Genomic DNA, 26,090 nt, shown 5'->3' with positions numbered 1-26,090 from the left:
TTGTACTCCGCTCATGGAATGAGCTTGCTGCTCCGGTGGATCGGAGCAGCACATTGCACTCGTGAGAGGCGTCAGTCTTTCGTTGACGAAGATCGGGTCCGGTTGAACAGCAGATAGAGCGCGTGCGGGTTGGTCGTCAGGTAACGCCAGAACAGCCGCCGCGGCTCGAGCCACAGGCGCCAGGCCCATTCGAGGCCGACGATCTGCATCCATCTCGGCGCACGCGGCCGCGAGCCGGACAGGAAGTTGAACAGCCCGCCCGAGGTCTTGATGACGCCGACATTGCCGAGTCGAGGCATGAATTCGTCGACGAAAGCCTGCTCATAGGGCACGCCGAGCGCGACCCAGAGAAAATCCGGCGCCAGGGCGTTGATCTCGTCGACCTTGGCCCGCAGCGCGTCGCCGCGCAGATAGCCGTGCGAATGGCCGACGATCTTGAGCGCCGGATAGGCCCGGCGGACATTGGCGATGGCAGCCTTGTTCTCGGCCTCGTTGGCGCCGAACAGATAGAAAGTCAGCCCGAGTTCTTCCGCCTTGCGCGCGACGTCGTGAAACAGGTCCGTGGTCGCGACGCGCTCGGGAAGCGGATTCGGCGACCGAAGCTTGGACACCATGACCAGCGGTTGCCCGTCGGCGTTGATCAGGTCGGCGGTACGGAACAGCCGATCCGTCATCGGCTCGGTCGAGCAGCGCGACAGCACCTCGCCGTTGGCGGAGGTCAGATACAGCGGACGATTGACACGCCGGTTCGGATGCACCGCCTCGACCATGAACTCGGCGGTCTGCTCGCGATCGAGCACGGCGAGCCGCAGTCCACCGATGGTCGCCCGGGGAACACCGGCAGTCGCAGCCCTGCCGACAGGATTGATACGCCGCTCCGGCGCACCGTGTGGCAATGATCCGATCTGCGCCGACGCCAGGGACATCTGCTCGGCCCGCGACGTGTCGCAAATCCGGACAGGCGGAGCAGCGATGTCCGAATTGAGACGCCGAGGCGGCTTGCGGTCGGCCTGCGGGAACGAAATTGCGTAGGAAGCGCGGTTTTTTTGGCTGTGACTCAGCATTTCGGCGGGACTCCAGGACTTGCGAGCCCTTAACTGCAATATCCGGTCCAGACCGGGTGCGATATCTCACCACGGCGCGATTGAACGCATCCTTAAGGGATTGTTAACGATGCTGATCCCCGGACGCGGCCAACTGAGATGACAGCCGATCGCAGTCGATGCGATGAAGGCAATGGCTCGCCCCAGCAACAATGTGCAAAGGTCGAGGCATTACATTAATACAAATCGTGTTCTGCCGCTGCCCGAGCCGATCGACCTTTGCTATAAGGGCGGCGTGCCGGATTCAATCGGCGCTTTGAAACTGTCGTTTTGTTTGGTCTCACATGAACAAGAATGATGACGCGTTCGATGTCTGCATCGACGACGCATTCGACTTCCTGTCTGAAGAGTACGTGAAGTTATTTGAAGGCTCGGACGCGACCGCCTTCCAGCATCCGCTATGGCTGGACAGCCTTTATCGCAAGCTCGCTCCCGCTGCGTCGGCCAAGCCGCTGGTCGTCGCCGTCCGCCGTCGTGCGAACAAGTCGCTTGCGGCCGTGCTGCCGATGCTGCGCGTGCGGCGCGGCCCGATGCGCACCATCGAATTCGCCGATCTCCGCGTGTCCGACTATTTGTCGCCGGTGTGCAGCATCGCGACATTCACCGACCTGCTGCAAGACCAGCGTGCCTGCGAACGGCTTCGACAGCTGCTGAGGCCGTTCGACCTGCTGCGCATACCCAAGCTGCTCGATGCGAGGATGCCGATCGAGAATCTGCTCGGAGCGCCCCATCGCAGCCTGATGGATACCAATGCCTACGCGACGGTCCTGGTTGCGCCGTTCGAGCAGTGGCAGATCAATGCAATGGGAAAGTCGTACCAGAAGGAGCTGGCAAAGAAATGGCGTCAGATCCACAAGAAGGGCACGCTCACCTTCTCATGCTGCGACGATAGCGCTTCCGTCGGCGAAGCCATGGAGACGATGAGAAAGTTTCGCGGTCCGCGGTTTCACGAACAGGGTGATGGCGACCTGTTGCAGCGACCGGAGTATTTCGATTTCTACTCGAGCGTGGCACTTCGCGGCATGGGCTCGTTTGCCCGGCTCTACGCCATGAAGATGGACGGCAAAGTCATCGCGGCGGCCCTTGGGCTGGTTCACCGTGACAGCCTCCTTGTCGTCATGACGGCGTTCGATGTCGAGGGATACAAGAGCCAATCGATCGGCGCGCTGACATTCGAGAGCGTCGCCAAGGATTGCATCGAGCGCGGCGGTCGGGTGCTGGACTTCACCATCGGTGACGAACCCTACAAGACGTACTTCGGCGGTCAGCCGACGCCGATGTCGGCCGTGACGCAGGCCGGGAGCGCGGCCGGCTCGCTCGCGCTGTTTGCCTTGAAGCAGGCGCCCTGGATCAAGCAGGCCGCCAAGCGTGTGACCGATTTCAGGCCGGTCCGCACCTCGACCGGCACGCGCTAGCGCCGCCCGGCGCTGGCAACCCGATCAGCGGAGCGCGCCGCGCACGCGCATCACCCATCCCGGATGAATCCGGTCCACCCGGTGTGTGATCGTCCGGCGCAGGAAGTGCAGCTTCCGCCGCAAGTTCCAGCGCACACCGGTGTTCAACGTCAAGGCCTGGCGGAAGCTCGCCAGGTGCAGCGAGTGCTGATCCGCGGCGAGCTTGTCCTGATCGGAATAGAACTGCGCAATCTTGTCCGCGCCCATACCGGCGGTCTTCAGCCAGCGCGGCACATAGTCCGTGCAAAGACGTTCGACGTCCACCAGCAGTCGGCCAACGCCGGTTCCGGCTGCGGGACAATTGGTCTGAAACGCATCGCCGATCAACACGACGCCGGGCTGCAGATGGCCCTCGGTCACGGTCAGATCCATGACCCAGTTCTGCACCTGGCCGACCACCTCGAAATCGCCGAGATAGGGCTGCAATCCCGGCATCAGACGAAGCAGCGTTCGTCTGGTGTCGCGGCGCAGCTCACGCATGATCGGATCGGTCGGATCGCGGAACATGAACAGGTTCGCCCGCATGCCGCCCGACATCGGAAACAGGCTGAGATAGTCGACGCCGTCAGCCGCCTGCTCGCCATAGCAGGTCAGCGCATCGAAATCGAATGGCGCGTTGTCCGGCCGTGCAATCGTGAAGCCGAACGAGACAGAGTGGCGCGCAGCAAGCATCTGCCGGCGCATTCCGAGACTGTGGCCGAGCACGTTCGCCATGCCGGTCGCCAGAACGACCAGACGCGAGACGACGCGCTTTCCGGAGGCCAACGTCAACTGCTGACGTTCCTCGCTGCAGCTGACATTGGTCACCTGGTCGAGCAGCAAGCTCGACGCATCGGGCGTCAGGCCGCGTGCCATGTTGACGAGGTTGGCATAGGAAATCCCGTAGGACCGGCCGACGCCGATATCGACCAGCTTGCCGCTCCTGATGTTGAGCACCCGGTCATAGGGCGCGGCAATGGCCTCGACGTCGTCGATGAAGCCGAGGCGGCGCAGGATATCGATCTGCCGTCCGGCGATTTTTTCAACCCGGAATTCGTCCGGCGGGATCGATCGCTTGTCGATCAGGACGACGCGGTATCCGGCTCGGGCGAGCACAGCCCTTGTGAGCGAGCCTGCCAGACCGGCTCCGACAATTGCGACGTCCGCTTCGATGACCTCGGTCTCGCAGGCCACGATTGGCTTGGTCGCACTTTTCTCGGCAATCATGTTCGTCCGCTCCGACGGCTAGAGCGTTTTCGAGCGAAGTGGATACCGGTTCGCGTGAAGAAAACGCGTCAAAACAAGAATCTAGAGTCCCGTTTCGATTCCATCGGAACGGGAAAAGCTCTGGTTGGCCGCAGGACTGCAATTTCCTTGCCTGCGGTGCCGCCTTGCCGATCGAACACGGCGAGTTCCAGAATTGCGGTTAATGAAAACGTCCGGACCACGATCAGCGGTCTCTCGGCACATGGCTTGCACGGCGGTCGGCCATGAAACCGAACCTTTGCAGGCTCCGCAGCGGGATGGCGAGGCAATTGCCAGGCCATCGAGCAGCGACAAATGGCGTTGACGCGCAAGCGCAGTCTGTTCCGGCAAGGTCCGCGCCACTGGACCGGACGCTGGAGGCAAATCCAACCTGCGCCGTTTGGAGACAGGGCAGACGGCGCCGTTCCAGAATGGAGCAACGCGACCTGGCCCTGTTCACAACTGCGTTGGGCCCGGCAGCCGTTCGAAAGGAACGGAATCTTAGCAAGAGAACATTAACACTCCAGGCTTCACCGATTGCTGCGGTCAACAGCCCGACTGGATATTGAGACGTCTCTGGTGATTGCCTCCGTGCTCCAACTGTTACGGCGCGACGTTACGCGCGGCGTTGCCGGGACCATCCTGCTCAAGGTTGGTAGCGGCGGGCTCGCATTCGCGTTGTTCTCGCTCGCCGCGCGGGCGATGACGCCGGACGCGTTTGGAAACTTCGCAACCCTGCTCTCCGTCGCCCAGATCGCCTCGGTCGTGGGCCTGGTCGGCCAGGAGCTGCTCCTGGTTCGATTTCTCAATGAGTATGAGGTGCGCGGCCAGGCCGAGTTCACCAAGGGTGTGCTGCTGTCGAGCCTGAAGAACTCCGCGATCGGGATGCTGATTTCGATCGCCGCGATCGCCGCGGCGGCAAGCATTCGCGGCGAGTGGTGGCTCTTGATCCTGTCGGTCTCGGCGTTCACCGCGATCAATGCAGGGCTCATGCTCGGCAGCCAGATCGCGCGATCCCTGGTCAGCATCCTGATGGGCGAAGGCAATCGGGAGTTCTTCTGGCGCGTCGCCGTCGTCCTGTTCCTGATCGCGGTGCTGTTCGGCCACCGGCAGCTCACCCCCGCCGAGCTGTTCAGCGCGATGTCGGCCGCCATGGCCCTCGGGCTCGTCGTGCAGATCGTATCGATCGTACGGGTGCTGCCGAACCTGCGGTCGGTCACGGCGCGCTTCGAGACCTCGCGCTGGAACAAGAGCGCATTCCGGTTCTGGCTCGCCTCCATTCTCGAAGCGGCAAACCAGTATTTCGACGTCATTCTGGTCTACTGGATGCTGGATCCGGCCACCGCCGGCGTCTATTTCGCCGCCTCGCGGCTGGCGAACATCTTCGCGATGCTGTCGGCTGCGCTCTACACGTTCGGGGCGCGCCGGCTCCCCTCGCTGTATTTCAGCAAGAACCACGGCGAGCTCGAACATACGTTAAAGCTGATGGCCGAGGTGACCGCGCTCTGCGTGCTCTGCGGGCTCGTCATTGTCTGGGTGGGCGCCCCCTATCTGCTCGGCCTGTTCGGGCCGCACTTCGCGGCGCAGCAGTGGGTGCTGATCGTGCTCGCGATCGGAACGGCCTTCCAGGCGACAGGCGGACCCTCTGCCGCTGTTCTGCAGCTGACAGGTCATGAGCGTGATTATGTTCCCGTCGTTGCAGCCAATGTGGCGTTGCGGCTGCTGGGATTTGTCGTGCTGATCCCCTGGCTCGGCGTGCTCGGCGCCGCGATCTCGGCGACGGTCTCGCTGGTCCTCGCCACCGTCGCGCTCAATGTACTGTGCCGGCGGCGGACCGGCGTCGACCCATCCATTCTGGTGCTGTCGCATCTGTGGCCGTCGAAAGGTCACGCCTACGCGGTCCGCGTTGCCGACAGCAACGACTAGACGTCAGCTGAACCGCCTTCAGCTCGCCAGGCCGAGCGCCTCGCCCTGGCGACCGCGAACGGCGTCATCGACCGCCACGCGATTGACGACCAGCACGGTCGGGACCGAACCATACCCGGATAGATCGGCCCGCGCCTTGCCGATCGCAGCCGAGTTGGCAGCCCCTTCGCGAACCACGAGGATCACGAGGTCGGCATAGGCAGCCAGCGCCACCGCGGCAGGCTGCAGCGCAAACGACGATGCGTCGACGATGATCAGGCCGAAATCGGCGCGAATATCGTCCGGCGGATAGGGCGGCGCCTTGCTGCTGGCGCCCAGCAACTCGACGACGGACGGCAGATCGGCCTTGATGATCCCCGATCCTTGCGGCGGCGCGGCCTCGGCGCGCCTGGATTCCATCTCGATCAGGACGCTGAGCATTCCGTTCTTGACCGCGGATCGGTTCAGCGACCGTGCAACGGTACTGCCGCCCGCACCGGCCTCGACCGACAGCAGCAGCGCCACCTTGCCATGGTCTCCCGGAAGCTGCTCGATGTTCTCGATCAGCAGCTGAAGATGCGGACTGAGATCAGGCTCGGCCGTCGACGAGATCGGGGTCTGCCAGACGCTCCTGACGGCGTCGGGCGACGCGATACTGGGAATGCGGGCCAGCACCGGCAATCCCGGCGGCAGCGCAGACTGCGGCGCGTCCGGCGCAAGTGCAGGCGCCTCGGCCCGACGCAGCGGCGGAATGGCCTTGATCGGGAGCTGCTTCAGATTCAGACCGGGAACGGCGACGATCGCCGTCGACGTCAGCAGCGAGACGATCGCGAGCGCGACCAGCAACAGCGGAAGCGGCGGCAGCGTCGAGCGCACCGGCGGCGTCGCAGGCGATGCGACCTTGGTCTGCGAGCTCTGCAGCAGCCGCTGCTCGTCGGTGGTCTTGTAGCGCGAGAGGAATTGCTCGTAGATATTCTTGTTGGCATCGGCGTCGCGCTGCAATCCCTGCAGCTTGACGAGCGCCTGACCGTCGACCAGGATTTGTTGTTCGACCGCCTTCTGCTGATCCTCGAGCGCTTTCTGCTGATCGCGCTGCGCCTCATATTCCGACTTCGCGGTGTCGATGTTCTTCTTCCGCTCGATCTCGATCTGTCGGTTGAGATCGCTGAGCTGGCTGAGGGCCATCACGAGGTCTGGATGACGGTCGCCCAGCACCCCGCGCTTCTGTGCGATCTGGTCGTTGAGCGCGGAGCGCTGGGCGCGCAGCGCACTCAGCAGGTCCTGCTTGACGGGGCCGTCGACATTGGCCTTCAGGTCGCGCTGCAGTTGCTCATAGCGGACCTTGGCCTCCTCGGTGCGGGCGCGCGCGGCGGCGACCTGCTGGGTCAGATCGGTGACGCGCAATTGTTGCGTCGTCGATTCCTTGCCGGCGTTGACGATCCGGTGCTCGAGCTTGAACTTCGCAACGGCATCTTCCGAAGACCGCAAGCGGTCGTCCAATGTCTTGAGCCGGCTCTTCAGCCAGTCGGCGGCTTCGTCGGTCGCCACGCTGCGCGTGCCACGCTGGCTGGCGACGAACGCCTCAGCCACCGCATTGGCGTAGTAGGCCGCACGCTGCGGGTTGTTGGACGTGAACTTGATGGCGATGACATAGGTCAATCCGCGCCGGGAGATGTCGAGCCGGTTGCGAAACCGGTCGAGCAGGCGCGTCGGGTCGGTTCTGCCGCCGGAGATGTCGCTGTCCTCGGCGACCTTGAGTTGCTCGATCAGCGGCCCGAGAAATCCGTCGGATTTGGCGATCTCGACATAGCTCTGCAGTGCTGCGGCATCCTGACCGATCCCCGGCAGGACGTCCTGATCGGTGGTCACGCGCTGCTCGCGCGGGTCGACCACGACGAGCGCGGTCGCGGCATAGCGCGCCGGAATCAACATCAGCAGAATGACGCCGACCGCGAAGATCAACGCGGCGAGCATCAGAATGCGTTGACCGTTCTCGCGGAAAAAAGCCACCACGCCGGGAATGCTAAGCACGCCCTGGGTGGTTTCCGCAGAGGATCGGCTGGTCGGCACGCCGGCAGCTTCCCACGACGCGGCGGGTTCCGTGGCTTCGGAACGTCTCGGGCCTACGCGGCTACCGAACTTCATGGGGCGGTTACTCGAATTCAACTGACAGTACTGCTCCAACGTAAATATCTATGGTTAATCCACGGTTACCCCCTCCTCATGCGGACGTAACCAATTAGTTAACGAGCCAGCTGTACCCTATGCGTGAAACAATGGCTCTCGATTGCTGGCAATGTCTGATCGCACTAAATGAGCAGTAACCTCAACACGCGCTACTCGATCTACGAGCGCGCTTCGCGTGATAAGTACGCGCGCAATAGCGAGGGAGACGATTTCACTCCTTCGACGGGTGAGGAAGCCGTGCTTCATTACAGGCCAAGCACAGAATTGCGCGAGGCATCGACCGCATCACGCGATCGACCGAACGAGAGCAAGCCAAAGCTGCGTGTCGTCCTGGTACAGACCCAGGCCGAGAACGCCGGCGCGCAGGAGATATCGCGGCTGCTCGGCGCGGGCCTCTCCGCGTGCGGCTATGACGTCGCCAACCTGTTCTTCTTCCGCAAATCGGATTCCTTCGACGAGCCGCCCAATACTTTCTATTGCGCGCAGACCCGCCCGGGAAATCCCCTGGCCCTGCTGCGGATGCTGTGGACGCTCGCCGGTCATCTCAGGACCATCAGGCCCGATGTCGTGCTGACCTTCCAGCACTTCGGCAATGTGATCGGCGGAGGCGTGTCGCGGCTCGTCTGCCGCGCTCCGGTGATCGCCAATCAGGTGTCCTCGGCGATGTCGATGAGCATGCCGGTGCGCGCCGCCGACATCTTCATGGGCTCGACCGGCTTCTTCCAGTGCATCACGCTGAATTCGCGGGACATGGAGCGTGAATACGCCCGCTACCCCGCGACCTATCGCGCGCGCATGACGCACGTCCCGCACGGCTTCGACGACAAGTCGCACAGCCTGCCGAAGAACGTCGCGCGGCAGCAGTTCAGGCTGCCGCCGGATCGCACGCTGCTTGGCTGCGCGGCAAGGCTGCATCCGCACAAGCGGCTCGATGCGGCAATTCGCCTGCTGGCCGCCGACCAATCCTGGCATCTTGCCCTTGCCGGACAAGGAGCGGATGAGGAACGGCTGCGAGCCCTGGCGAGCGAGCTGAAAGTCGCGGACCGACTGCACTTCATCGGCGAGATCCCACCGCGCCAGATGGCCGAATTCCTGGCGTGTCTCGACGTCTTTGTATTTCCGACGCAGGCCGAAACCTTCGGCCTTGCCGCTGTTGAAGCCGCGAGCGCCGGCATTCCCTGCGTCGTCAACGATCTTCCCGTGCTGCGCGAGGTGCTGTCCTACCAGGGACAGCCCGCGGCGGTGTTCGTTGACGCGGCTAACGAGGCGGAGTTTTCGGCCGCCGTGTCGAAAGTCCTGACCGATCGTTTGTTGAGCGACCAGCTGCGGCAAAGTGCCGTGGGCCTGAAGTCGCGTTATTCGTTGGATGCCATGATAGAGGAATACGTCCGCATTCTCGGCAATGCCGTGGGAGTGGACGCGCACTAGGAAATTGGGCTGGACATGATTATCGAGTTTCGCTGCGATCGCGCGCAGGCGCGACTCTGGATGCGTCGCGAGACGCTGCGCGTCAGCGATCAGGATATTCCCGTTCAGATCGCCTGGACGACGACGCCGGGGCCGAGGCCCGCCGGCCTCGACATGCTGTTCGAGCTCGAACGCATCGTGCTGCGCAAGGGCAAGGCGGGTGATGTCGACAGGTTGAAGACGATTGCGGAACGGCCGCGCATGGGCAACCCCGATGTGGTGGTCGACTTCACCACTGCCGAGCGGGACCCGAACTGCTCCGCCAGGCTCTATCTCCGTCCACGCTTCAACGGACAGGCGGGCGAAGCCGCCGCACTGGCCGCCATTCTCGCCGTCGACCTGCCGGTGATTGAAATCGTCAACGAGCTCGACGGCACGGTCATGGACCGCGGCCATCCCTCGGCGGAAATCGCCACCGGCCTGAGCGGCGGGCTCGAAACGGTGATGGCGCGCACCCTGTCCATGCTGCCGCCGATCCTGTCGGGGGCTCCGCGGCTGGTGCCGCAACTGGCTGTGCCGGCGACCGGCAGCGCGCCGGGAAATCCCGCGCCCTTTGTCCTGCGCGGCGTCGCGACCTCGATCGCGAAGGAGATCTATCGTCTTTGCTGCTACGCGCCGCATTGGCATGTCGGCTGGCGCTACGCCGACGACGCGGATATCTGGCGGACCGGTGACCTGTCGGGACCTGCCTGGAGCGTGCTCGGCGATCCCGGCAATCACTTCTATGCCGATCCCGTCCCGGTGAAATGGCAGGGCAGGACGTTCGTGTTCTTCGAGGACCTCGACCACCGAACCGGCAAGGGCATCATCTCCGCGATCGAATTCGACGGCAACGGTCCGGTCGGCACGGTGCTGCCGGTGCTCGAAGAGCCGTGGCACCTGTCCTACCCGTTCCTGATCGAGAACAATGGCGAGCTGTGGATGATCCCGGAAAGCACCGCGCATCGCGATGTCCCGATCTACAAATGCGTTCGCTTTCCCGACAAGTGGGAACGGCAGGGCACGCTGCTGTCCGGGCTCGAACTCGCCGACGCGACCATCACGCAGCATGACGGCCTCTACTATATGTTCGGAGCCTGGCGCGACGGCACCGGCGGATATTCCGACACGCTGGCGATCTATTACGCCGAGCAATTGTTCGGCCCCTGGCGGCCGCATGCAAGCAATCCGATCCTGATGGATCGCGCGACGACCCGACCCGCCGGCAATTTCGTGACCATCAACGGCAAGCTGTGGCGGCCGGTGCAGGACTGCACCAACGGATACGGCGCGGCGCTCGGACTTGCGGAGGTGCTCGAACTGTCGCCGACGACCTACCGGCAGGCCGTGCGCCATCTGCTCAAACCCGGGCCGCTGTGGACCGGACGCAAGCTGCACACGCTCAACCGCTGCGGCCGGCTCGAGGTGATCGACGGCTCGCGGGTCCAGCCGAAGACCACCGCCTTGCTGAACAGCCTGCGGTCAAGCGACCGACCAGCCCAGCGGGAGTGGCAAGGCACGCTGGCGAAGCCGATCGCGCGACGGCTCCACTAGCCTCGGTCGACCCGGTTCAGTTCAGGTCGGCACTCAGCACGCCGCCGAACTGCTCCCATGAGCTTCCGGTCCAGCGTTGCAGCTGAAGCTGCGTATAGGCCATGCTGTTGTCGGGGCCTGTGTTGATGGCGATGCCCGGCATCAGCGTCGGCAGCACGAGCCCTCTGATGTTGCGCGCCTGCTTCACGATGTTCTCGCGCGACAGGTCGTCACCGCACTGCTTCAGCACCTGCTCCAGGATCTGGCCCTGCTGGGTGCCGAACAGATAGTTGTTGTCGCCGATATCGGCGCCTGGGAGATATTTCTCGAAATGGGCGCGATACCATTTCATGCCGGGATCGTCGGCCCACTTCTTGTCGTTCGGATCCTTGGTGATGGTCGCCACGACAACGCCCACCGCCTTGTCCGCGCCCGCCGGCACGATGGTCGCGGACACCGAGCTCGACACATAGTTGACGATGGTCAGCGGCGACCAGCCGATCTCGTTCGCCTTCTTGATCGCCTGGGCCACGAATTTCGGTGTGCCGGCGATCAGGAACGCCTGCGCACCCGACGCCTTCAACGTCACCACGCGGGATTCGATGGTCGGCTCGGTGACCTCATAGGGAGACGTCACCACCTTCTTGTCGAAATCGGCCTTCAACACCTCCTTGAACGCGGCGACGAAATCGCGGCCGAGATCGTCGTTCTGGTAGAGGATCGCGATCTTCGCATCGGGCGCCGTCTGCGTAATGTATTTTGCGTAGATCTTGCCTTCGGTGTTGTAGCTCGGCAGTCCCGTGGTGGTCAGCGGAAACTCCGCGAAATTCGTAAACTTGGTCGCGCCGCTGACGACGAACAGATGCGGCACCTTCTTCGCGGTGACGTATTTGATGGTCGCGCCGATGCCGGGCGTGCCGAGCGGGCTGAACAGGAACGCCACCTCGTCGCTCTCGATCAGCTTGCGGGTCTGCTCCACGGCCTTGGGCGGCGTGTAGGCATCGTCATAGGTGATGAGGTTGATCTTGCGGCCGTTGATGCCGCCGCGGTCATTGACGGAATGGACGTAGGCGATCAGGCCCTTGCCGGTGTTGCTGAGCGGAGACGCCGGGCCGCTGAACGGGAACGTCGCCCCGACCTTGATCTCTGATTCCGATACCCCCGGCGTTTCGGCGCGGACTGGAGCCGCGGCAAGCGCCGCGAGCATCGCAACGGACACGGCAAGCGTCTTCAACAACATGAAATTCCTCCTGAGCTTTTATGAATTGACCAACTCTTGCGACCGGCGCGCGGCGCTACCAGGCTTCGCCGAACGGCCTGATCTCGACATTGAACGACCACGCGCTGCGATCCTGATGGGCGACGTGCCAGACCTCGTCGGCGATCGCTTTCGGCTTGATGAAGAAGTCGTCCCGCCGATCCGGCCAGCGCTTCCGCGTCCACTCCAGATCGATCACGGCATCGATCACGAGATAGGCGACGTGAACACCTTGCGGCCCCAGATCGCGGGCCATCGCCTCGGCGAGAATCCGCTGTGCCGCCTTGGTCGGCGCGAACCCCGCGAAGCCGGCCTTGCCGCGCAACGCCGACGTATTGCCGGTCGCGACGATGGCGCCCTTGCCGGCAGCGATCATCGCCGGGGCAAATCGCCGTGCCAGGTACAGCAATCCCATCGTGTTGACCTGGAAGTTGCGATTGAGAATCTCTGGATCGATCTCGCGGAAGGTGCCGAACGCCCCGCCGACGGCGTTATGAATGACCACGGCGGGATTGCCGAGATCGCGCTCCACGGCGGAGGCCACCGCCTCGACCTGCGCGGGATCGGACACGTCGCACCAATAGGCCTTTGCGCCCGGCAGCTGCTTTTCGAGCGCGGCGAGGCGCGCCTCGTTCCTGGCGAGAAGCGCGACGCGATAGCCGCCCTCAGTGAATCTCCTGGCGAGCGCCGAACCGGTGCCGGGCCCAACGCCGGATATCAGAGAGACAGGTGCGGTCATGCGATCAACCCTCCCCGTTGCGGCTCATGGCCTTCATGGTCAGGCGGCCGCCTTCGACAGCAGCTTCTCGACATAGGGCTTGAGGTCCGGCCTGACATGCTCATGCGCGATCAGGCGGCCAAAGTGCGCAAACATCAGCGGATACTCATCCTGCACGCCCGGGTGCAGAATTTTCGCCAATCCTTGCTTTTGCAGCTGCTCGGTCCGCGCATGTTCATTCATGAACAGCGCGAGTTCGGCGGCAAAGCAGATGTCGGCAATCGAGATACCGTTCCCGACCAGCGCCTCCCGCCGCGGCGACAGCGCCTGCTCGATGCCGGACGCATAGATCGCGAACGCATCCTTGGCCCGCGCATGAATGGCCGCATCGACGGTGCCGCCCGAGAGCGCCAGCAGATAGATTTGCGAGTCCCGCGCGAACACCAGGCTGACATCGAGAAAACTGTCGATCCGCGACGCCTCATAGGCGTCGCGTCCGTAGAGCGGGAACTTCGCCTCGCCGAGCCGCGCCACCGTGCGCATGATGCTGTTCGATTCGAAGATCCCGACCTTGCCGTCGGCGCCGAATGCCGCCGGCACATTGCCGAAGGGCTGTGCCGCCATGAATGCATCGGTCTTGAAGAGCTGCGCGCCGGTCAGTCCGACCCGCCCGGTCCGCGCCAGCGACGACAGCGAGGCGCGCTCGTGCTCCGCCAGCGGGCGGGCATCATAATCCCACAGCCAGTCCCGCAGCTCCTTGCCGGAGGCTCCCCTGACCTCGACATCGACGCCGCAGAACCGCGCCGCGATGGTCGCCTTCCAGACGCGCGGGTTCGGCAGATAGGAGAAGATGCGCAAGGCGGCCATGGCGGCTGCTCCGGTGCTGATGCCTCAGGCGGCGAGCTTCAGGATCTTGACGACGTCGCCGGGCTCGCGGATCGGCTGCGGGTTGGCGCGCGTGAAGATCGACAGCATGGCGTTCTTACCGATCAGCTCGAACCGGTCCTCGCCGACGCCGACATCGGCAAGCCGGCGCGGCAGGCCGAGCTCCGCGATGAACGCCGCAAACGCCTCGCCGGCGTCGCGCCCCGGCGCGCCGAGCGCGGCGGCGATCGATTGCTGGGCTGCCTCCGTCGCCGGGCGGTTGTAGCGCAGCACGCTCGGCATCATCACCGCCGTGCAGAAATAATGCGGCACATCGCAGGTGCCGCCGAGCACATGGCCGATGGCATGACTGGCGCCCATCGGCACTCGCGACTGCAATCCGAACGCCGATAGCCAGGAGCCGAGCTGGCAGCTTAACCGCGCCGGCTCGTCGTCGGGGTGGGCCTTGGTGCGCAGCAGGCCGTCGTGCAGATAGCGCAGCCCCTGCTGGCACACCGCATCGACCAGCACGTTGGGGCGGCTGGAGCAGATCGCCTCGATGCCGTGATCCATCGCCCGCGTCCCGGAACCGAGCCAGAGCTTCTCCGGTGTATATTTCGTGATCGCGGGATCGAGGATGATGCTGCGCGGCATCATCATCGGGTGGTTGAAGATCTGCTTCAGCTTGCGGCTGGTATCGGTGACCAGCGCGCCGGAATTGTATTCGCCGCCGGAGAGCGTGCTGGGGATCGCGATCATGCGCACTTTCGGCGTGCGGAACGGCCCGAAGCGGCGGTCCGGCGTGGTCTCGAAGCCGTCGAGGCCATCAGGCTCGAAGATCTCGTGCTCCATGCACATCAGCACGATCTTCGCCGCATCGACCACCGAGCCGCCGCCGATCGCGACGACGAGGTCCGCCTTGGCCTCGCCGGCTTGCCGCGCGATCTGCGTCACCACGTCCCGCGTCGTGTGCTGAGGCACGCCGTCGAAGGTCGCGGCGTGGCGGTCGCCGAGGGCTTGACGGATTTTCCCGATCTCGTCGGTCGTGGTGTTCAACGTCCGGCTGGCGATCAGATAGACGCGCCTGGCATCCAGCCGCTCGGCCTCCTCGCGCAGCGCTTCGGCCGCCGGCTTGCCGTAGATCACGGATTCCATGGTCGGGTATTGATGGCTGCCGGTGACGCGCATGCTTTCACTCCCTCGATGTGTCCGTGAGTTCCGCTGTCGGTCAGGCCGACAGCTTGGTGAAATCAGGCTGACGCCGTTCGGCGAAGGCGGCAAAGGCTTCGCGCGCCTCGGGCGTCGTCAGCCGCTCCTTGAACAGCACGCCTTCCTCGGCGATCTGCGCCGCGATCTTCTGCTGCTCGCGCATCAGCTTCTTGGTCATGCTGAGCGACCCCGCCGGCCGCCTGGTCAGTGCGACAGCCGCGTCATGCGCCCTCTTGCGCAGATCGGCCTGCGGCACCACGGCGTTGGCGAGACCAGATGCCAGCGCACCCTGCGCATCCATCGGCTCGCCGAGCGCGAACATCGCATAGGCCCGCGCGTGTCCGATCCTCAAGGGGAGCAGCCAGCTCGACGCCGCTTCCGGAACCAGAGCGAGGTTGACGAACGGCGTGATCAGCCGCGCATTCTCGGCAAGATAGACCAGGTCGCAATGCAGCAGCATGGTGGTGCCGACGCCGACCGCATTGCCCTGCACGGCGGCGACCAGCGGCTTGCCGACCTTGCTGATGGTCTCGATGAAGCGATGCGCGGGGCTATCGACTGCGCTTTCGCCGCGTGCCTGGCTCGCGAAGTCGGCGAGGTCGTTGCCCGCGGTGAAGCTGTCGCCGTCGCCCTGGAACAGGATGACGCGGACGGCCGGATCGGTCTCGGCCTGCTTCAGCGCCTGCGACATGGCGTCATACATGGCGCCGGTCAGCGCGTTCTTCTTCTCGGGTCGCTGCAAGGTCAGCGTGATGACGCCGGCGGCGATCTCAACCTTGAGATGCTCGGTCATGGCACTCTCCCGTCAGGCGACCGCGCGGGCCGGCATGGTTTCGAACTTACCGTCGAGGAAGCCGGTCAACCGCTGCCGGATGATCGCTTCGGCTTCGGCCATGATGCGGTCGATCAGCTCCTTGACGGTCGGGATGTCATTGATCAGGCCGACCACCATGCCGCAGCTCCAGGCGCCGGCATCCATCTCGCCGTCGATCATCACCTTCGGATAGACGCCGGCGACTTGCTCGTGGATATCCTCGATCTTCAGCCTGGCGCCCTTCTCGCGCTCGATCTCGAGCAGCTCATCGACGCCCTTGTTCTTCAGCACCCGCTCGGTGTTGCGTAGCGCGCGCATCACGAGGCGGGTGTCGAGCTCGTCGGCGTCGAGCAGCGCCTGCTTCACATTGGGATGAACCGGCGCTTCCTTCGTCGCGATGAAGCGCGTGCCCATGTTCATCCCGGCAGCGCCCATCGACAGCGCCGCGACAAGGCTGCGCGCGTCCGCCATGCCGCCCGAGGCGACGAACGGGATCTTCAATTCGTCCGCTGCGCGCGGCAGCAGGATCATGTTCGGGATGTCGTCCTCGCCGGGATGGCCACCGCACTCGAAACCGTCGACGCTGACCGCGTCGCAGCCGATCTTCTCGGCCTTCAGCGAATGCCGCACCGAGGTGCATTTGTGGATCACCTTGATGCCGGCCGCCTTCAGCGCCGGCATGTACTGCTCCGGGCTGCGGCCCGCGGTTTCCACCGCCTTGACTCCGCCCTCGCGGATCGCCGCGATGTATTCGGGATAGGGCGGCGCGGTGAAGCTCGGCAGGAAGGTCAGGTTCACGCCGATCGGCTTGTCGGTCATGTCGCGGCAGCGCGCGATCTCCTTCGCCAGCAGCTCCGGCGTCTTCTGGGTCAGGCCGGTGATGATGCCGAGGCCGCCGGCGTTGGACACCGCGGCCGCCATCTCGGCGAAGCCGACAAAATGCATGCCGCCCTGGATGATCGGATGCTGGATGCCGAACAGTTCAGTGATTGCTGTCTTCACAAGTCTCTCCCGCGTTTCCGCTCAGTGGACGATTTCGAACAGGCCCGCCGCGCCCATGCCGCCGCCGATGCACATGGTCACCACGCCGTATTTCGCCTTGCGCCGCCGGCCCTCGATCAAGAGGTGACCGGTGAGCCGCGCCCCGGTCATGCCGTAGGGATGGCCGATCGCGATCGAGCCGCCATTGACGTTCAGCTTGTCCGGATCGATGCCGAGCTTGTCGCGGCAATAGATCACCTGCACCGCATAGGCCTCGTTGAGCTCCCAGAGATCGATGTCGTCGATCTTGAGGTTGTGCCGCTTGAGGAGCCGCGGGATCGCGGCAACCGGGCCGACGCCCATCTCGTCCGGCTCGACGCCGGCGGCGACGAAGCCGCGGAAGATGCCGAGCGGCTTCAGGCCCTTCTGCGCGGCAACCTTGTCGCTCATGATCACGCAGGCCGAGGCGCCGTCCGAGAGCTGGCTGGCATTGCCGGCGCTGATGGTCTTGCCCTCGAACACCGGCTTGATCTTGGCGAGCCCGTCCGCCGTGGTATCCGGCCGCGGGCCCTCATCCTTGGCCAGCGTCACCTGCTGAAAGCTGACTTCCCTGGTGTCCTTGTTGACCACGGCCATTTTGGTCGTGATCGGCACGATCTCGTCGTTGAAGCGGCCGCCCTGCAACGCGGCGCCGACGCGGCGCTGGCATTCGAGGCTGTACTCGTCCTGCTTGTCGCGGCCGATCCCGTAGCGCTCGGCGACGACTTCCGCCGTCTCCAGCATCGACATGTACATCTCGGGCTTCATCGCCATCAGCTCGTCGTCGACGGCGTGGAACCTGTTCATGTGCTCGTTCTGCACCAGGCTGATCGACTCGATGCCACCGCCGATCGCGATCTCGACGCCGTCGAGCATGACAGAGCGGGCGGCGACCGCGATCGCCTGCAGGCCGGAGGCGCATTGCCGGTCGATGGTGGTCCCGGCGACCGTGACGGGAAGTCCAGCGCGGATGGCGCCCTTGCGCGCGACGTTCATCACCATGGTGCCCTGCTGCATGGCGCAGCCCATCACCACGTCCTCGACCTCGCCGGGCGCGATGCCGGCGCGCTTCACCGCCTCGGCCATCACATGGCCGGCCAAAGTCGGGCCGTCGGTGTTGTTGAGCGCGCCGCGATAGGCCTTGCCGACGCCGGTGCGCGCAGTGGAAACGATGACTGCATCCTGTGACATGCTTGCCTCTCTGGCTTAGGCGACCGCGTCGAGCTGCGTATAGCGCAGCACGTGATAGGCGGGATCGCCGAACTGGATGTTGATGGAGGAAATCCGCTTGAAGTAATGGCCGACATTGAGCTCGTCGGTCATGCCCATGCCGCCATGCAGCTGCACCGCCTGGTCGGCGACGAACTTGCCGGCATATCCGATCTTCGACTTGGCGCCGGAGGCGAGCCGAGACACGCCGGCCTCATCCTCACTGAGACTGAGGCTGAGATGCTGCATCAGCGACAACGCCTCCTGATGCGCAATGAACATGTCGACCATCCGGTGCTGCAGCACCTGGAAGCTGCCGATCGTGACGCCGAACTGCTTTCGCGTCTTGGAATAGTCCAGCGTCGCGGCGTTCAGTTCGCCGATCGCGCCGACCGCCTCGGCGCAGAGCGCGCCGATCGCGCGGTTACGGCAGGCTTCCAGCGCGGCGACGCCCCCGCCTTCGCTGCCCAGCAATTCCGCGCGCACGCCGCGCAGGCTGATCTCGGCCGCCCTTCGGCCATCGATCGTCCTGAAGCTTTGCAGATCGAGATTGGCGGCGCGGCGATCGACCACGAACAGGCTGACGCCGCCGCGATCATGACGATGGCCCGCGGTGCGCGCGGAGACGATCAGATAATCCGCCCACGGCGCGGCCAGCACCGCCGTCTTCTCCCCGGTGAGCACGTAATCGTTGCCGTCGCGGCGCGCCGTGGTGGTGACGGTGGCGAGATCGAAGCGCGAACCCTTTTCGGTCCAGGCCAGCGCCCAAAGTTTCGTGCCAGCGATGATGTCGGCGATGAACGCCTGCCTCTGCGCGTCGGAACCTGCCTGCTCGATCAAGCCGCCCGCCACGACGACCGTCTCGACGAATGGCTCGACCACGAGATGGCGGCCGAACTCCTGCATGATGATCATGGTCGACAGCGGCCCGCCGCCGAGCCCTCCAACCGCTTCCGAGAACGGCGCGGCGAGCAGGCCGAGTTCGGCGAATTCAGCCCATTGCTTGCGGCCAAACCCCTCTTCGCTCGCGACGATCTTGCGGCGGGCGTCGAAATCATACTGATCGCGCAGCAGCCGCTGGACGCTGGACCGCAACAATTCCTGCTCTTCCGTGAACTGGATATCCATCCGATCCTCGTTGCTTGTGGCTAGAGTCCAAGCACCGCCTTGGCGATGATGTTGCGCTGGATCTCGTTCGACCCGCCGTAGATCGAGAGCTTGCGCGAGTTCAGATATTTCTCCGACGCGGTGTGGCCGTAGTCGGGGCCCGGCATGAAGTGGTTGGCGCTGACCGCATGCTCGCGGATCGCGAGCCCGTAATTGCCGATGGCGCGATGGGTGAGTTCGGTGATGTTCTGGAAGATCTCGGTGCCGCGGATCTTGAACAGCGAGGCCGCCGGTCCCGGGTCGATGCCGCGCGCCATCTGGGCGACGACGCGGAGTTCGGTCGCCTCCAGCGCCAGCACGTCGAGCTCGACGCGGGCGATGTCCCGGATGAATTCCAGATGCGCCGGATCGTCTTCGGGGATTTCCGCCTTCACGATCTTCTTCAGCCGCGCGATGTAGCGCGTCGAGCGGCCGATGCCGGCCATGCTGGTGCGCTCATTGCCGAGCAGGAATTTGGCGCAGGTCCAGCCCTTGTTTTCCTCGCCGATCAGGTTCTCGGCGGGGACACGGACGTTCTCCAGGAAGACGTCGTTGACCTCGTGCGAGCCGTCGATGGTGATGATCGGGCGCACGGTGACGCCGGGCGACTTCATGTCGATCAAGAGAAACGAGATGCCGGACTGCGGCTTGGCCGTGGGATCGGTACGCACCAGGCAGAAGATCCAGTCGGCATGCTGCGCCAGCGTGGTCCAGGTCTTGTGGCCGTTGACGATGTAATGATCGCCCTCGCGCACCGCCTTGGTGCGGACGGTCGCGAGGTCGGAGCCGGAGCCCGGCTCTGAATAGCCCTGGCACCACCAATCCTCGCCGGACAAGATGCGCGGCAGGAATTTCTTCTTCTGCACATCGTTGCCGAAGGTGTAGATGACGGGCCCGACCATGGTGACGCTGAACGCCAGCGGCGGCATCGTGCCAGCGCGCGTCGTCTCCTGCTCGAAGATGAAGCGGCGGGTGATCGACCAGCCGGGCCCGCCATATTCCTTCGGCCAGAGCGGCGCGATCCAGCCCTTCTTGTGCAGGATGCGATGCCACAGCAGCATCTGCTCCTTGGAGAGATCGGTCTCCGGATTGGCGACGCGCATCTCCGCCGGGTAGTTGTCCTTGATGAAGGCGCGAACCTCATCGCGGAACGCCGCATCTTCAGGGGATAGCGCGAGCTCCATCTGACCGGCTCCCTACCACTTCTCGCCGAAGGGCCGGATTTCCAGCTCGAAGGTCCAGGCGCTCTTCGGCTGCTGATAGAGCTGCCAATAGGCGCCCGCGACCGATGCCGGCGGCATCAAGAGATCGGGATCGTCGAGCGCGTTCGGGCCGAGCGCCTCGATGCGGCGCTGCCGCACCCATTCAGTATCGACGCCGGAATCGATGATCAGATGCGCGACATGGATGTTCTTCGGTCCCAGTTCGCGCGCCATCGCCTGCGCCACGGCGCGCAAGCCGAACTTGGCGCTGGCAAAGGCGGCATAGCCGCTGCCGCCGCGGAGTGACGCGGTGGCACCGGTGAAGAAGATGTTGCCCTCGCCGCGCGGCATCATCAGCCGCGCCGCCTCGCGCCCGGCCAGGAAGCCGGAGTAGCAGGCCATCTCCCAGACCTTGCGGAACACGCGCTCGGTGGTCTCGAGAATCGGGAAATTGACGTTGGCCCCGATATTGAAGATGCAGACCTCCAGCGGCGCATGCTTGTCGGCGTCGTTGAGGAAGGCCGTGATCTCCTCTTCCTTGCGCGCATCGAGCGAGCGCGCATGGATCTCGCCGCCGGCGGCCTCGATCTCCTTGACCAGCGGAGCCAGCTTGTCGCCGTTGCGGCGGCCAGCGAAAATCGTAAAGCCTTCGGAGGCGAACTTCTTGGCGATCTCGCCGCCGATGAAATCACCGGCACCAATGACGGCCACCGTCCTGTTTCTCTTCTGCATGGTGTACTCCGGTCTTGTTTGAGTGAACTGGCTCGCGGCGATGGCTCGGCCTCAGCCGCGCAGCGACTCCGCGAGCTTGTGCTTCAGCAGCTTGCCCGTGGATGTCGCGGGCAGCGCGTCCATCAGGATAATCTCGGACGGCCGCTTGTACGAGGTGAGTTGCGGGGCAATATGGGCCATCAGGTCCTGTACCGTGGCGGTCGAACCCTTGATCAGCTGCACAAAGGCAACCACCTCTTCGTTGCCCTCGACCGGCCGGCCGACCACGGCGCACTGCACCACGGCGTCGTGCGTGCTCAGCACCGCCTCGATCTCGGCCGGATAGACGTTGAACCCGGAGCGGATGATCATCTCCTTGGTCCGCCCGACGATATAGAGCGCATCATTCTCGAAGCGGGCCAGATCGCCGGTGTTGAACCAGCCGTCGGGGTCGATCGCCTTCGCCGTCAGGTCGGGCGCGCGGTAATAGCCGCGCATCACGTTGGGGCCGCGAACATGCAGCTCGCCGACTTCGCCTGACGCAACCGGCTTGAGGTCGCGGCCGATCAGCTTGGCCTCGAGGCCGGGCATGACGGTGCCGACCGCATGGTCAGCCCGCGGATTGTCGGGCCGGACGCCGGAGATGCCCGGCGAGCATTCGGTGATGCCGTAACCGTTGAGCAGCGGCAGCCCGAGCTCCTGCTCGACCCGTGATTTGAGATCGAGGTCGAGCGGCGCGCCGGCTACCGAGATCACCCGCAACCGGCCGCGATCGAGCTTCGGCAGGCCGGCATTGCGCCGGTATTCGAGCAGACGCTGATAGGTCGCGGGCACGCCGTTCAGGATCGTGATGCCCTCTTCAGTCATCGCCTTGACCAGCGCGGCCGGATCGTATTTCGCCACCAGACGCACGGTGGCGCCGATCATCAGGGTCATGGTCAGCAACGAGATGCCGACGATATGCGAGATCGGCAGCACGCAATACTGCACGTCGTCGGCCGCCATCTTTCGGAAGCTTGCCGTCGCCCGGGCGCTGAACAACAGATTGCGATGGGTCAGCATCACGCCCTTCGGCGTGCCCGTAGTGCCGGAGGTGTAGATGAGAACCGCAACCTGGTTGGCGCCGTCGGCCTCGACCGGCTCCGCCACGGTTGCCAGGTTCAAACCGGTGACGGCGATGCCGCGGAGCGGACCGACATCCTGCACGGCGGCCTCGTAACGCGCGGCATGCGTAGCCGCCTCCTGCGAGACCTCGGCGGTCAGCAGCACGCGGCGGGCGCCGCTGTGATCCCTGATCTGGTCGAGCTCACGCGGCGACAGCCGGGGATTGACCACGATGGACCAAGCATCGAGCCGGCTCGCCGCCAGCAGCAGGCAGGCGAGCGGGATCGAATTCTCGCTCACGATCATCATGCGGTCGCCGGCGCGGATGCCGAGCGCCCGCAGCGCCTCGGCGACGCGACTGACCGCCCGATCGAGCTCGCGGTAGGTCAGCCGCATCTTGTCGTCGATCAGCGCCGGATGATCCGGCGTCGCCCCGACGTGGTGATCGATCACCTCGTGGATGCGGTTCGGCAAGCCTTCCACACTTCCTTCAAACTGGGTCGACGCCTGCACTGAAACCTCCCTGTGACAGCCCTTTGGGCCTGATTTGTTGTCTTGAGGAATTTTCCCGCTCAGGCGGTCTTGCGCCGCCCCGCGGCCAGCTGCGCGACGATCTCGTCCTCGACCTCGCGCAGCTTGTCCTTGCCGAAGAAGATCTCGTCGCCGACGAAGAAGGTCGGTGAGCCGAACGAGCCGCGCGCCACCGCGTTGCTGGTGTTGTCGATCAGCTTCTTCTTCACCTCGTCCTGCTGGGCGCGGGCGATGATGCGGTCGATATCGAGGCCGGAGGACAGGAACGCTTCGCGGAACACCTGCGGATCGTCCATCTTCTTGGGCTCGGACCACATGTGGTGATAGGCGGCGCGAAAGTACGGTTCGAACAGCCCTTCGAAATCGGCAGCGACGACGCCGCGCATCAGCATCAGCGTGTTGACCGGAAAGAACGGGTTGGTCTTGAACGTCGTGATGTTGTAGCGGCGCAGGAAGCGCTCGGTCTCGAGCGCGTTGTATTCGGGCTTGTTCTTGATGCCGCGCAGCGACTCGCCGGGCGACATGTTGCCGGTCGCCTTGTAGACGCCGCCGAGCAGCACCGGGATGTAGTCGAACTTCACGCCGGTGCGCTTCTCGATTTCGGGCAGCGCCTGCTCCGCCAGATAGGCGTTCGGACTTCCAAAATCGAAATGGAATTCGACCTTGAGCGGAGCAACCATGGAACGCCCTTCCCTTTGAGTGCCAGCAGCCCTCAGCCGCCGCGTTGATCGAGCCGAGACCTTAAGTTCTATTTTAGAACTGTCAATATGATATTTGTCATCCAATGACCAAGTCACGGCTCCAGGCGACGCATCCTATTGAAATGACGTTAGTTCTGTTTTAGAATTTTACTAAGCGATATCGTTGCTGACCGCAGGAGATGCTGATGAAATGGGATGCCCTCGAGGAGGAGCCGTGCTCGGTGGCCCGCACGGTGGCTGTCATCGGCGACCGCTGGAGCCTCTTGGTCCTGCGCGAATGTTTCCTGCGCATCCGCAGGTTCGATGACTTCCAGGCCTCGCTCGGGATCACGCGGCATCTGCTCGCCGACCGGCTGAAGAAGCTGGTGCGGTTCGGCGTGCTGCGCAAGATCCCCTATCAGGAGGCGCCGAAGCGCTACGAATACATCCTGACGCAGAAGGGGCTCGACCTCTATCCGATCATCATGTCGATCGTGCACTGGGGCAACGTCCACATGGTCGATTCGCGCGGCCGGCCGATGCTGCACGAACACAAGACCTGCAAGAAGATGTTCGATCCCGTCATGGTCTGTTCGGAATGCGGCGAGCCGCTGAGCGCGAAGGCGGTCCACGTGCATCCGGGCCCGGGTGCGCGGAAATCCTCACCCGTGCACGCCAAGGCGCAGGAGCGGGCCAGGCGTGCCGCTGATTAGACCAGGATGTACTGTTTACGAAGCCGGCTCGCCTTGCGCTGGCGGCTGCTCAGTGTGACGGCGCAGCCATCAGCGCAACATTGCCGCCAAGCAGGCAGCCGACGGCACGGCCGCCAGCGAAGCCGATGCGGACCCGAATCTCGGACAGCCGCCCAATCGCCCTGCCCTGCAGGATTCGAATCTCCTCGTCATCAGGAGCGACCAGGCCGTAGTCGAGCAGGCCGAACGCCAGCGCCGCGGCCGCAATGCCGGTCGCGGCATCCTCCCGATAACCTGAGGAGCGCGGGAATTGCCGCGCCTCGAACAGGCGAGCCTTTCGGTCGATCACGGCGAATGGATAGAGCCCGGTCGATCCGATCCGGCCGCAGACCGCCTCGACTTGCTCGGCCGCGGGATCGAGCGCATTCAGCGCGTCGGGAGAACGCATCGGAACGAGGGTCTTGATCCGCGATGTGACGGCATTGCAGGCCATTCCCGCGCCCATCGCGTCGGGCCCGACCGCGAGCGCCCGCAGCACGTCGTCGCGTTGCCCCGTGGTCAGCGGAACGGTCTTCCCGGCCGGCTGGGTGATCTCGACACGCGGCTCGCCGTGACGATCACGGCTGATGAAGCCGGTGACCGGACCGCTGCGCGTCGAGATCCGCATCGTGTCGCCCGGCAACTTTCCATGGCGCGCAAGCAACCAGAGCGCACCGATGGTCGCGTGGCCGCACATTTCCATCTCGTGATTCGGAACGAAGAAGCGGAACGTGGCGTCGAAATCGTCGCTCTGTGCCGGCAGCACGAAGCCGGATTCGTGACCATGGCGGCGCGCAATATCCTGCATCTCGGAGGCGCTCATGCCGCTTGCATCCACCACGATCGGACAGGGATTGCCGCCCTGCCCATCGACCGTGAACACGCTGACCAGTTCCGCTGTCGCCATGATGTCGCTCGCCTGTCTCGCCGTCCCTACTTGACCAGCATCGCGCCGGTCTCCGGATGCTGCAGCCAGCCGAGCAGCGCCTCGTGGAAGCGCGCCGGCGCCTGGATTTGCGGCGAATGGCCGAGGTCGGGGAATTCGATCAGCTGCGCATGTGGGATCCGCTTCACGGCCTCCTTGCCCAGCACCGGATAATTGCCGAGCGTCTTGCGAATCTCCGGCGGCGCAGTGTCCTTGCCGATCGCGGTGGTGTCCTTGTCGCCGACAAACAGCAGCGTCGGCGGCTTGATCTGCTCGAATTCGTAGAACACCGGCTGGGTCGCGATCATGTCGTAGAGCCGCGCCGAGCTCGACGCCACGGCGGCGCGGCCCTCTCCGCGATACATGCCGGCCAGCATCTGCACCCACGTCTCGTAGGACGCATCCCACGTGTCGGCGTAATAGGTGGCGCGCTCATAGGCGCGGATGCTGTCTGCGGTGACACGCGTCTCGCGCTGCATCCAGCCGTCGAGGCTGAGCCACGGCACGCCCTTGGCCTTCCAGTCCTCCAGCCCGATCGGATCGACGAGAACCAGGTGGTCGGTGGCCTCCGGATACATCAGCGCATAGCGCATCGCCAGCATGCCGCCGGTCGAATGGCCGACCATGATCGAATGCGCGATCCCGAGCGAGGCGAGCAGCGCGCGGCTGTTGCCGGCGAGCTGTTGAAAGGTGAACTGATAGCGCTCCGGCTTGCTGGACTTGCAGAATCCGATCTGGTCCATCGCGATCACGCGATAGCCGGCGCCGCCGAGCGCCTTGATGGTGCCGTCCCAGGTCGCGGCACAGAAATTCTTGCCGTGCAGCAGCACCGCGGTCTGGCCGTTCGGCGTCGCCGGCTTGACGTCGAGATAGGCCATGTCGAGTTCCTGCCCCTGCGAGCTGAAGCGATAATGCTCCACCGGATAGGGATAGTCGAAGCCCTGCAGCTCTGGTCCATAGGCCGGCTCGGCGGCCGATTGCGCCCATGCGTTGGACGATCCGAGCGCGACGGTCGCAGCGACGGCGATGTGAAACAGGGTTTTCAGGGGCATCTCGGCAAATCCAGAACTCAGGGGCGATCTCGTGATGCCGTAGCCGAACGCTTGGGCGCCATCC

General features: G+C 64.4%; 22 protein-coding genes. 5 read left to right on the top strand and 17 right to left on the bottom strand.

What is annotated here, in order from left to right; all coding sequences use genetic code 11:
* Positions 1-71: 71 nt before the first annotated feature.
* The gene (locus tag J2R80_RS16080) at positions 72-926 is read right to left on the bottom strand and encodes a WecB/TagA/CpsF family glycosyltransferase (protein ID WP_057019213.1); all 855 of its coding nucleotides are present in this window, start codon (positions 924-926) and stop codon (positions 72-74) included.
* Positions 927-1,387: 461 nt separating this feature from the next.
* Here J2R80_RS16080 and J2R80_RS16075 point away from each other — a divergent pair, with 461 nt between their 5' ends.
* Positions 1,388-2,518 carry a GNAT family N-acetyltransferase gene (locus tag J2R80_RS16075; protein WP_253638861.1) on the top strand — a complete coding sequence of 377 codons (1,131 nt, stop codon included), beginning with the start codon at positions 1,388-1,390 and terminating at the stop codon, positions 2,516-2,518.
* A gap of 24 nt (positions 2,519-2,542) precedes the next feature.
* Here the strand turns inward: J2R80_RS16075 and J2R80_RS16070 are convergent, their stop codons facing one another.
* Positions 2,543-3,763, bottom strand: a complete 1,221-nt coding sequence (locus tag J2R80_RS16070; protein WP_253638860.1) for an NAD(P)/FAD-dependent oxidoreductase — start codon at positions 3,761-3,763, stop codon at positions 2,543-2,545.
* Between the two features lie 618 nt (positions 3,764-4,381).
* On the opposite strand from J2R80_RS16070, the gene J2R80_RS16065 reads away from it, so the two are divergent.
* Positions 4,382-5,707, top strand: a complete 1,326-nt coding sequence (locus J2R80_RS16065; protein WP_256527998.1) for a polysaccharide biosynthesis C-terminal domain-containing protein — start codon at positions 4,382-4,384, stop codon at positions 5,705-5,707.
* 18 nt (positions 5,708-5,725) lie between these two features.
* Here J2R80_RS16065 and J2R80_RS16060 read toward each other — a convergent pair whose 3' ends face one another.
* On the bottom strand, positions 5,726-7,831 hold the full coding sequence (locus J2R80_RS16060) for a GumC family protein (RefSeq protein ID WP_375162583.1): 2,106 nt from the start codon (positions 7,829-7,831) through the stop codon (positions 5,726-5,728).
* A 279-nt stretch (positions 7,832-8,110) separates the two neighbouring features.
* Here J2R80_RS16060 and J2R80_RS16055 point away from each other — a divergent pair, with 279 nt between their 5' ends.
* Both J2R80_RS16055 and J2R80_RS16050 read left to right on the top strand, forming a co-directional pair.
* On the top strand, positions 8,111-9,301 hold the full coding sequence (locus tag J2R80_RS16055) for a glycosyltransferase family 4 protein (RefSeq protein ID WP_375162648.1): 1,191 nt from the start codon (positions 8,111-8,113) through the stop codon (positions 9,299-9,301).
* Between the two features lie 15 nt (positions 9,302-9,316).
* On the top strand, positions 9,317-10,873 hold the full coding sequence (locus tag J2R80_RS16050) for a hypothetical protein (protein ID WP_253638857.1): 1,557 nt from the start codon (positions 9,317-9,319) through the stop codon (positions 10,871-10,873).
* Positions 10,874-10,889: 16 nt separating this feature from the next.
* Here J2R80_RS16050 and J2R80_RS16045 read toward each other — a convergent pair whose 3' ends face one another.
* The 12 genes from J2R80_RS16045 to J2R80_RS15990 are packed head-to-tail and all read right to left on the bottom strand — an operon-like array spanning position 10,890 to position 23,318.
* Positions 10,890-12,092: an ABC transporter substrate-binding protein gene (locus tag J2R80_RS16045; protein ID WP_076830579.1), complete on the bottom strand. Its 1,203-nt coding sequence runs from the start codon at positions 12,090-12,092 to the stop codon at positions 10,890-10,892.
* 55 nt (positions 12,093-12,147) lie between these two features.
* A complete protein-coding gene (locus J2R80_RS16040; RefSeq protein WP_253638856.1) occupies positions 12,148-12,849 on the bottom strand; it encodes an SDR family NAD(P)-dependent oxidoreductase in 702 nt (233 codons plus the stop codon).
* A gap of 39 nt (positions 12,850-12,888) precedes the next feature.
* Entirely contained in the window at positions 12,889-13,695 is an 807-nt protein-coding gene (locus J2R80_RS16035) for a glutathione S-transferase (protein WP_253638855.1), read from the bottom strand.
* A gap of 24 nt (positions 13,696-13,719) precedes the next feature.
* On the bottom strand, positions 13,720-14,880 hold the full coding sequence (locus tag J2R80_RS16030) for an iron-containing alcohol dehydrogenase (protein ID WP_253638854.1): 1,161 nt from the start codon (positions 14,878-14,880) through the stop codon (positions 13,720-13,722).
* A 40-nt stretch (positions 14,881-14,920) separates the two neighbouring features.
* Complete coding sequence (locus J2R80_RS16025) at positions 14,921-15,694, bottom strand: enoyl-CoA hydratase-related protein (protein ID WP_253638853.1); 774 nt, start codon at positions 15,692-15,694, stop codon at positions 14,921-14,923.
* A 12-nt stretch (positions 15,695-15,706) separates the two neighbouring features.
* Positions 15,707-16,717, bottom strand: coding sequence for a nitronate monooxygenase family protein (locus tag J2R80_RS16020; RefSeq protein WP_057019203.1), 1,011 nt, complete (start codon positions 16,715-16,717; stop codon positions 15,707-15,709).
* 21 nt (positions 16,718-16,738) lie between these two features.
* Entirely contained in the window at positions 16,739-17,926 is a 1,188-nt protein-coding gene (locus tag J2R80_RS16015; RefSeq protein WP_168855810.1) for an acetyl-CoA C-acyltransferase, read from the bottom strand.
* 15 nt (positions 17,927-17,941) lie between these two features.
* Positions 17,942-19,072, bottom strand: coding sequence for an acyl-CoA dehydrogenase family protein (locus J2R80_RS16010; protein ID WP_168855811.1), 1,131 nt, complete (start codon positions 19,070-19,072; stop codon positions 17,942-17,944).
* Between the two features lie 20 nt (positions 19,073-19,092).
* A complete protein-coding gene (locus J2R80_RS16005; protein ID WP_253638852.1) occupies positions 19,093-20,274 on the bottom strand; it encodes an acyl-CoA dehydrogenase family protein in 1,182 nt (393 codons plus the stop codon).
* A gap of 12 nt (positions 20,275-20,286) precedes the next feature.
* The gene (locus tag J2R80_RS16000; RefSeq protein ID WP_076830559.1) at positions 20,287-21,024 is read right to left on the bottom strand and encodes an SDR family oxidoreductase; all 738 of its coding nucleotides are present in this window, start codon (positions 21,022-21,024) and stop codon (positions 20,287-20,289) included.
* Positions 21,025-21,075: 51 nt separating this feature from the next.
* Complete coding sequence (locus J2R80_RS15995; protein WP_229189138.1) at positions 21,076-22,620, bottom strand: class I adenylate-forming enzyme family protein; 1,545 nt, start codon at positions 22,618-22,620, stop codon at positions 21,076-21,078.
* 59 nt (positions 22,621-22,679) lie between these two features.
* The gene (locus J2R80_RS15990; RefSeq protein ID WP_076830551.1) at positions 22,680-23,318 is read right to left on the bottom strand and encodes a 2-hydroxychromene-2-carboxylate isomerase; all 639 of its coding nucleotides are present in this window, start codon (positions 23,316-23,318) and stop codon (positions 22,680-22,682) included.
* Between the two features lie 206 nt (positions 23,319-23,524).
* Here J2R80_RS15990 and J2R80_RS15985 point away from each other — a divergent pair, with 206 nt between their 5' ends.
* Complete coding sequence (locus tag J2R80_RS15985; protein WP_026193238.1) at positions 23,525-24,031, top strand: helix-turn-helix domain-containing protein; 507 nt, start codon at positions 23,525-23,527, stop codon at positions 24,029-24,031.
* A gap of 49 nt (positions 24,032-24,080) precedes the next feature.
* On the opposite strand, the gene J2R80_RS15980 is transcribed toward J2R80_RS15985, so the two are convergent.
* Positions 24,081-24,956, bottom strand: coding sequence for a PhzF family phenazine biosynthesis protein (locus J2R80_RS15980; RefSeq protein WP_253638851.1), 876 nt, complete (start codon positions 24,954-24,956; stop codon positions 24,081-24,083).
* 26 nt (positions 24,957-24,982) lie between these two features.
* On the bottom strand, positions 24,983-26,026 hold the full coding sequence (locus J2R80_RS15975) for an alpha/beta fold hydrolase (protein WP_253638850.1): 1,044 nt from the start codon (positions 26,024-26,026) through the stop codon (positions 24,983-24,985).
* Between the last annotated feature and the right edge of the window lie 64 nt (positions 26,027-26,090).

The sequence above is a fragment of the Bradyrhizobium sp. USDA 4541 genome (genome assembly GCF_024171085.1).
Taxonomy (GTDB): Bacteria; Pseudomonadota; Alphaproteobacteria; order Rhizobiales; family Xanthobacteraceae; genus Bradyrhizobium; species Bradyrhizobium australafricanum.
Note: the sequence above shows the minus strand (reverse complement) of the source record. Positions and strands in the feature narration are given on the sequence as shown.

Coding starts and splice junctions, on each gene's coding strand:
- J2R80_RS15990 (WP_076830551.1), bottom strand. CDS start 23,318: ATGGTTGCTCCGCTCAAGGTCGAATTCCATTTCGATTTTGGAAGTCCG.
- J2R80_RS16080 (WP_057019213.1), bottom strand. CDS start 926: ATGTCCCTGGCGTCGGCGCAGATCGGATCATTGCCACACGGTGCGCCG.
- J2R80_RS16040 (WP_253638856.1), bottom strand. CDS start 12,849: ATGACCGCACCTGTCTCTCTGATATCCGGCGTTGGGCCCGGCACCGGT.
- J2R80_RS15980 (WP_253638851.1), bottom strand. CDS start 24,956: ATGGCGACAGCGGAACTGGTCAGCGTGTTCACGGTCGATGGGCAGGGC.
- J2R80_RS16025 (WP_253638853.1), bottom strand. CDS start 15,694: ATGACCGAGCATCTCAAGGTTGAGATCGCCGCCGGCGTCATCACGCTG.
- J2R80_RS16010 (WP_168855811.1), bottom strand. CDS start 19,072: ATGGATATCCAGTTCACGGAAGAGCAGGAATTGTTGCGGTCCAGCGTC.
- J2R80_RS16005 (WP_253638852.1), bottom strand. CDS start 20,274: ATGGAGCTCGCGCTATCCCCTGAAGATGCGGCGTTCCGCGATGAGGTT.
- J2R80_RS16045 (WP_076830579.1), bottom strand. CDS start 12,092: ATGTTGTTGAAGACGCTTGCCGTGTCCGTTGCGATGCTCGCGGCGCTT.
- J2R80_RS16015 (WP_168855810.1), bottom strand. CDS start 17,926: ATGTCACAGGATGCAGTCATCGTTTCCACTGCGCGCACCGGCGTCGGC.
- J2R80_RS16070 (WP_253638860.1), bottom strand. CDS start 3,763: ATGATTGCCGAGAAAAGTGCGACCAAGCCAATCGTGGCCTGCGAGACC.
- J2R80_RS16075 (WP_253638861.1), top strand. CDS start 1,388: ATGAACAAGAATGATGACGCGTTCGATGTCTGCATCGACGACGCATTC.
- J2R80_RS15985 (WP_026193238.1), top strand. CDS start 23,525: ATGAAATGGGATGCCCTCGAGGAGGAGCCGTGCTCGGTGGCCCGCACG.
- J2R80_RS16030 (WP_253638854.1), bottom strand. CDS start 14,880: ATGCGCGTCACCGGCAGCCATCAATACCCGACCATGGAATCCGTGATC.
- J2R80_RS15975 (WP_253638850.1), bottom strand. CDS start 26,026: ATGCCCCTGAAAACCCTGTTTCACATCGCCGTCGCTGCGACCGTCGCG.
- J2R80_RS16000 (WP_076830559.1), bottom strand. CDS start 21,024: ATGCAGAAGAGAAACAGGACGGTGGCCGTCATTGGTGCCGGTGATTTC.
- J2R80_RS16035 (WP_253638855.1), bottom strand. CDS start 13,695: ATGGCCGCCTTGCGCATCTTCTCCTATCTGCCGAACCCGCGCGTCTGG.
- J2R80_RS16060 (WP_375162583.1), bottom strand. CDS start 7,831: ATGAAGTTCGGTAGCCGCGTAGGCCCGAGACGTTCCGAAGCCACGGAA.
- J2R80_RS16050 (WP_253638857.1), top strand. CDS start 9,317: ATGATTATCGAGTTTCGCTGCGATCGCGCGCAGGCGCGACTCTGGATG.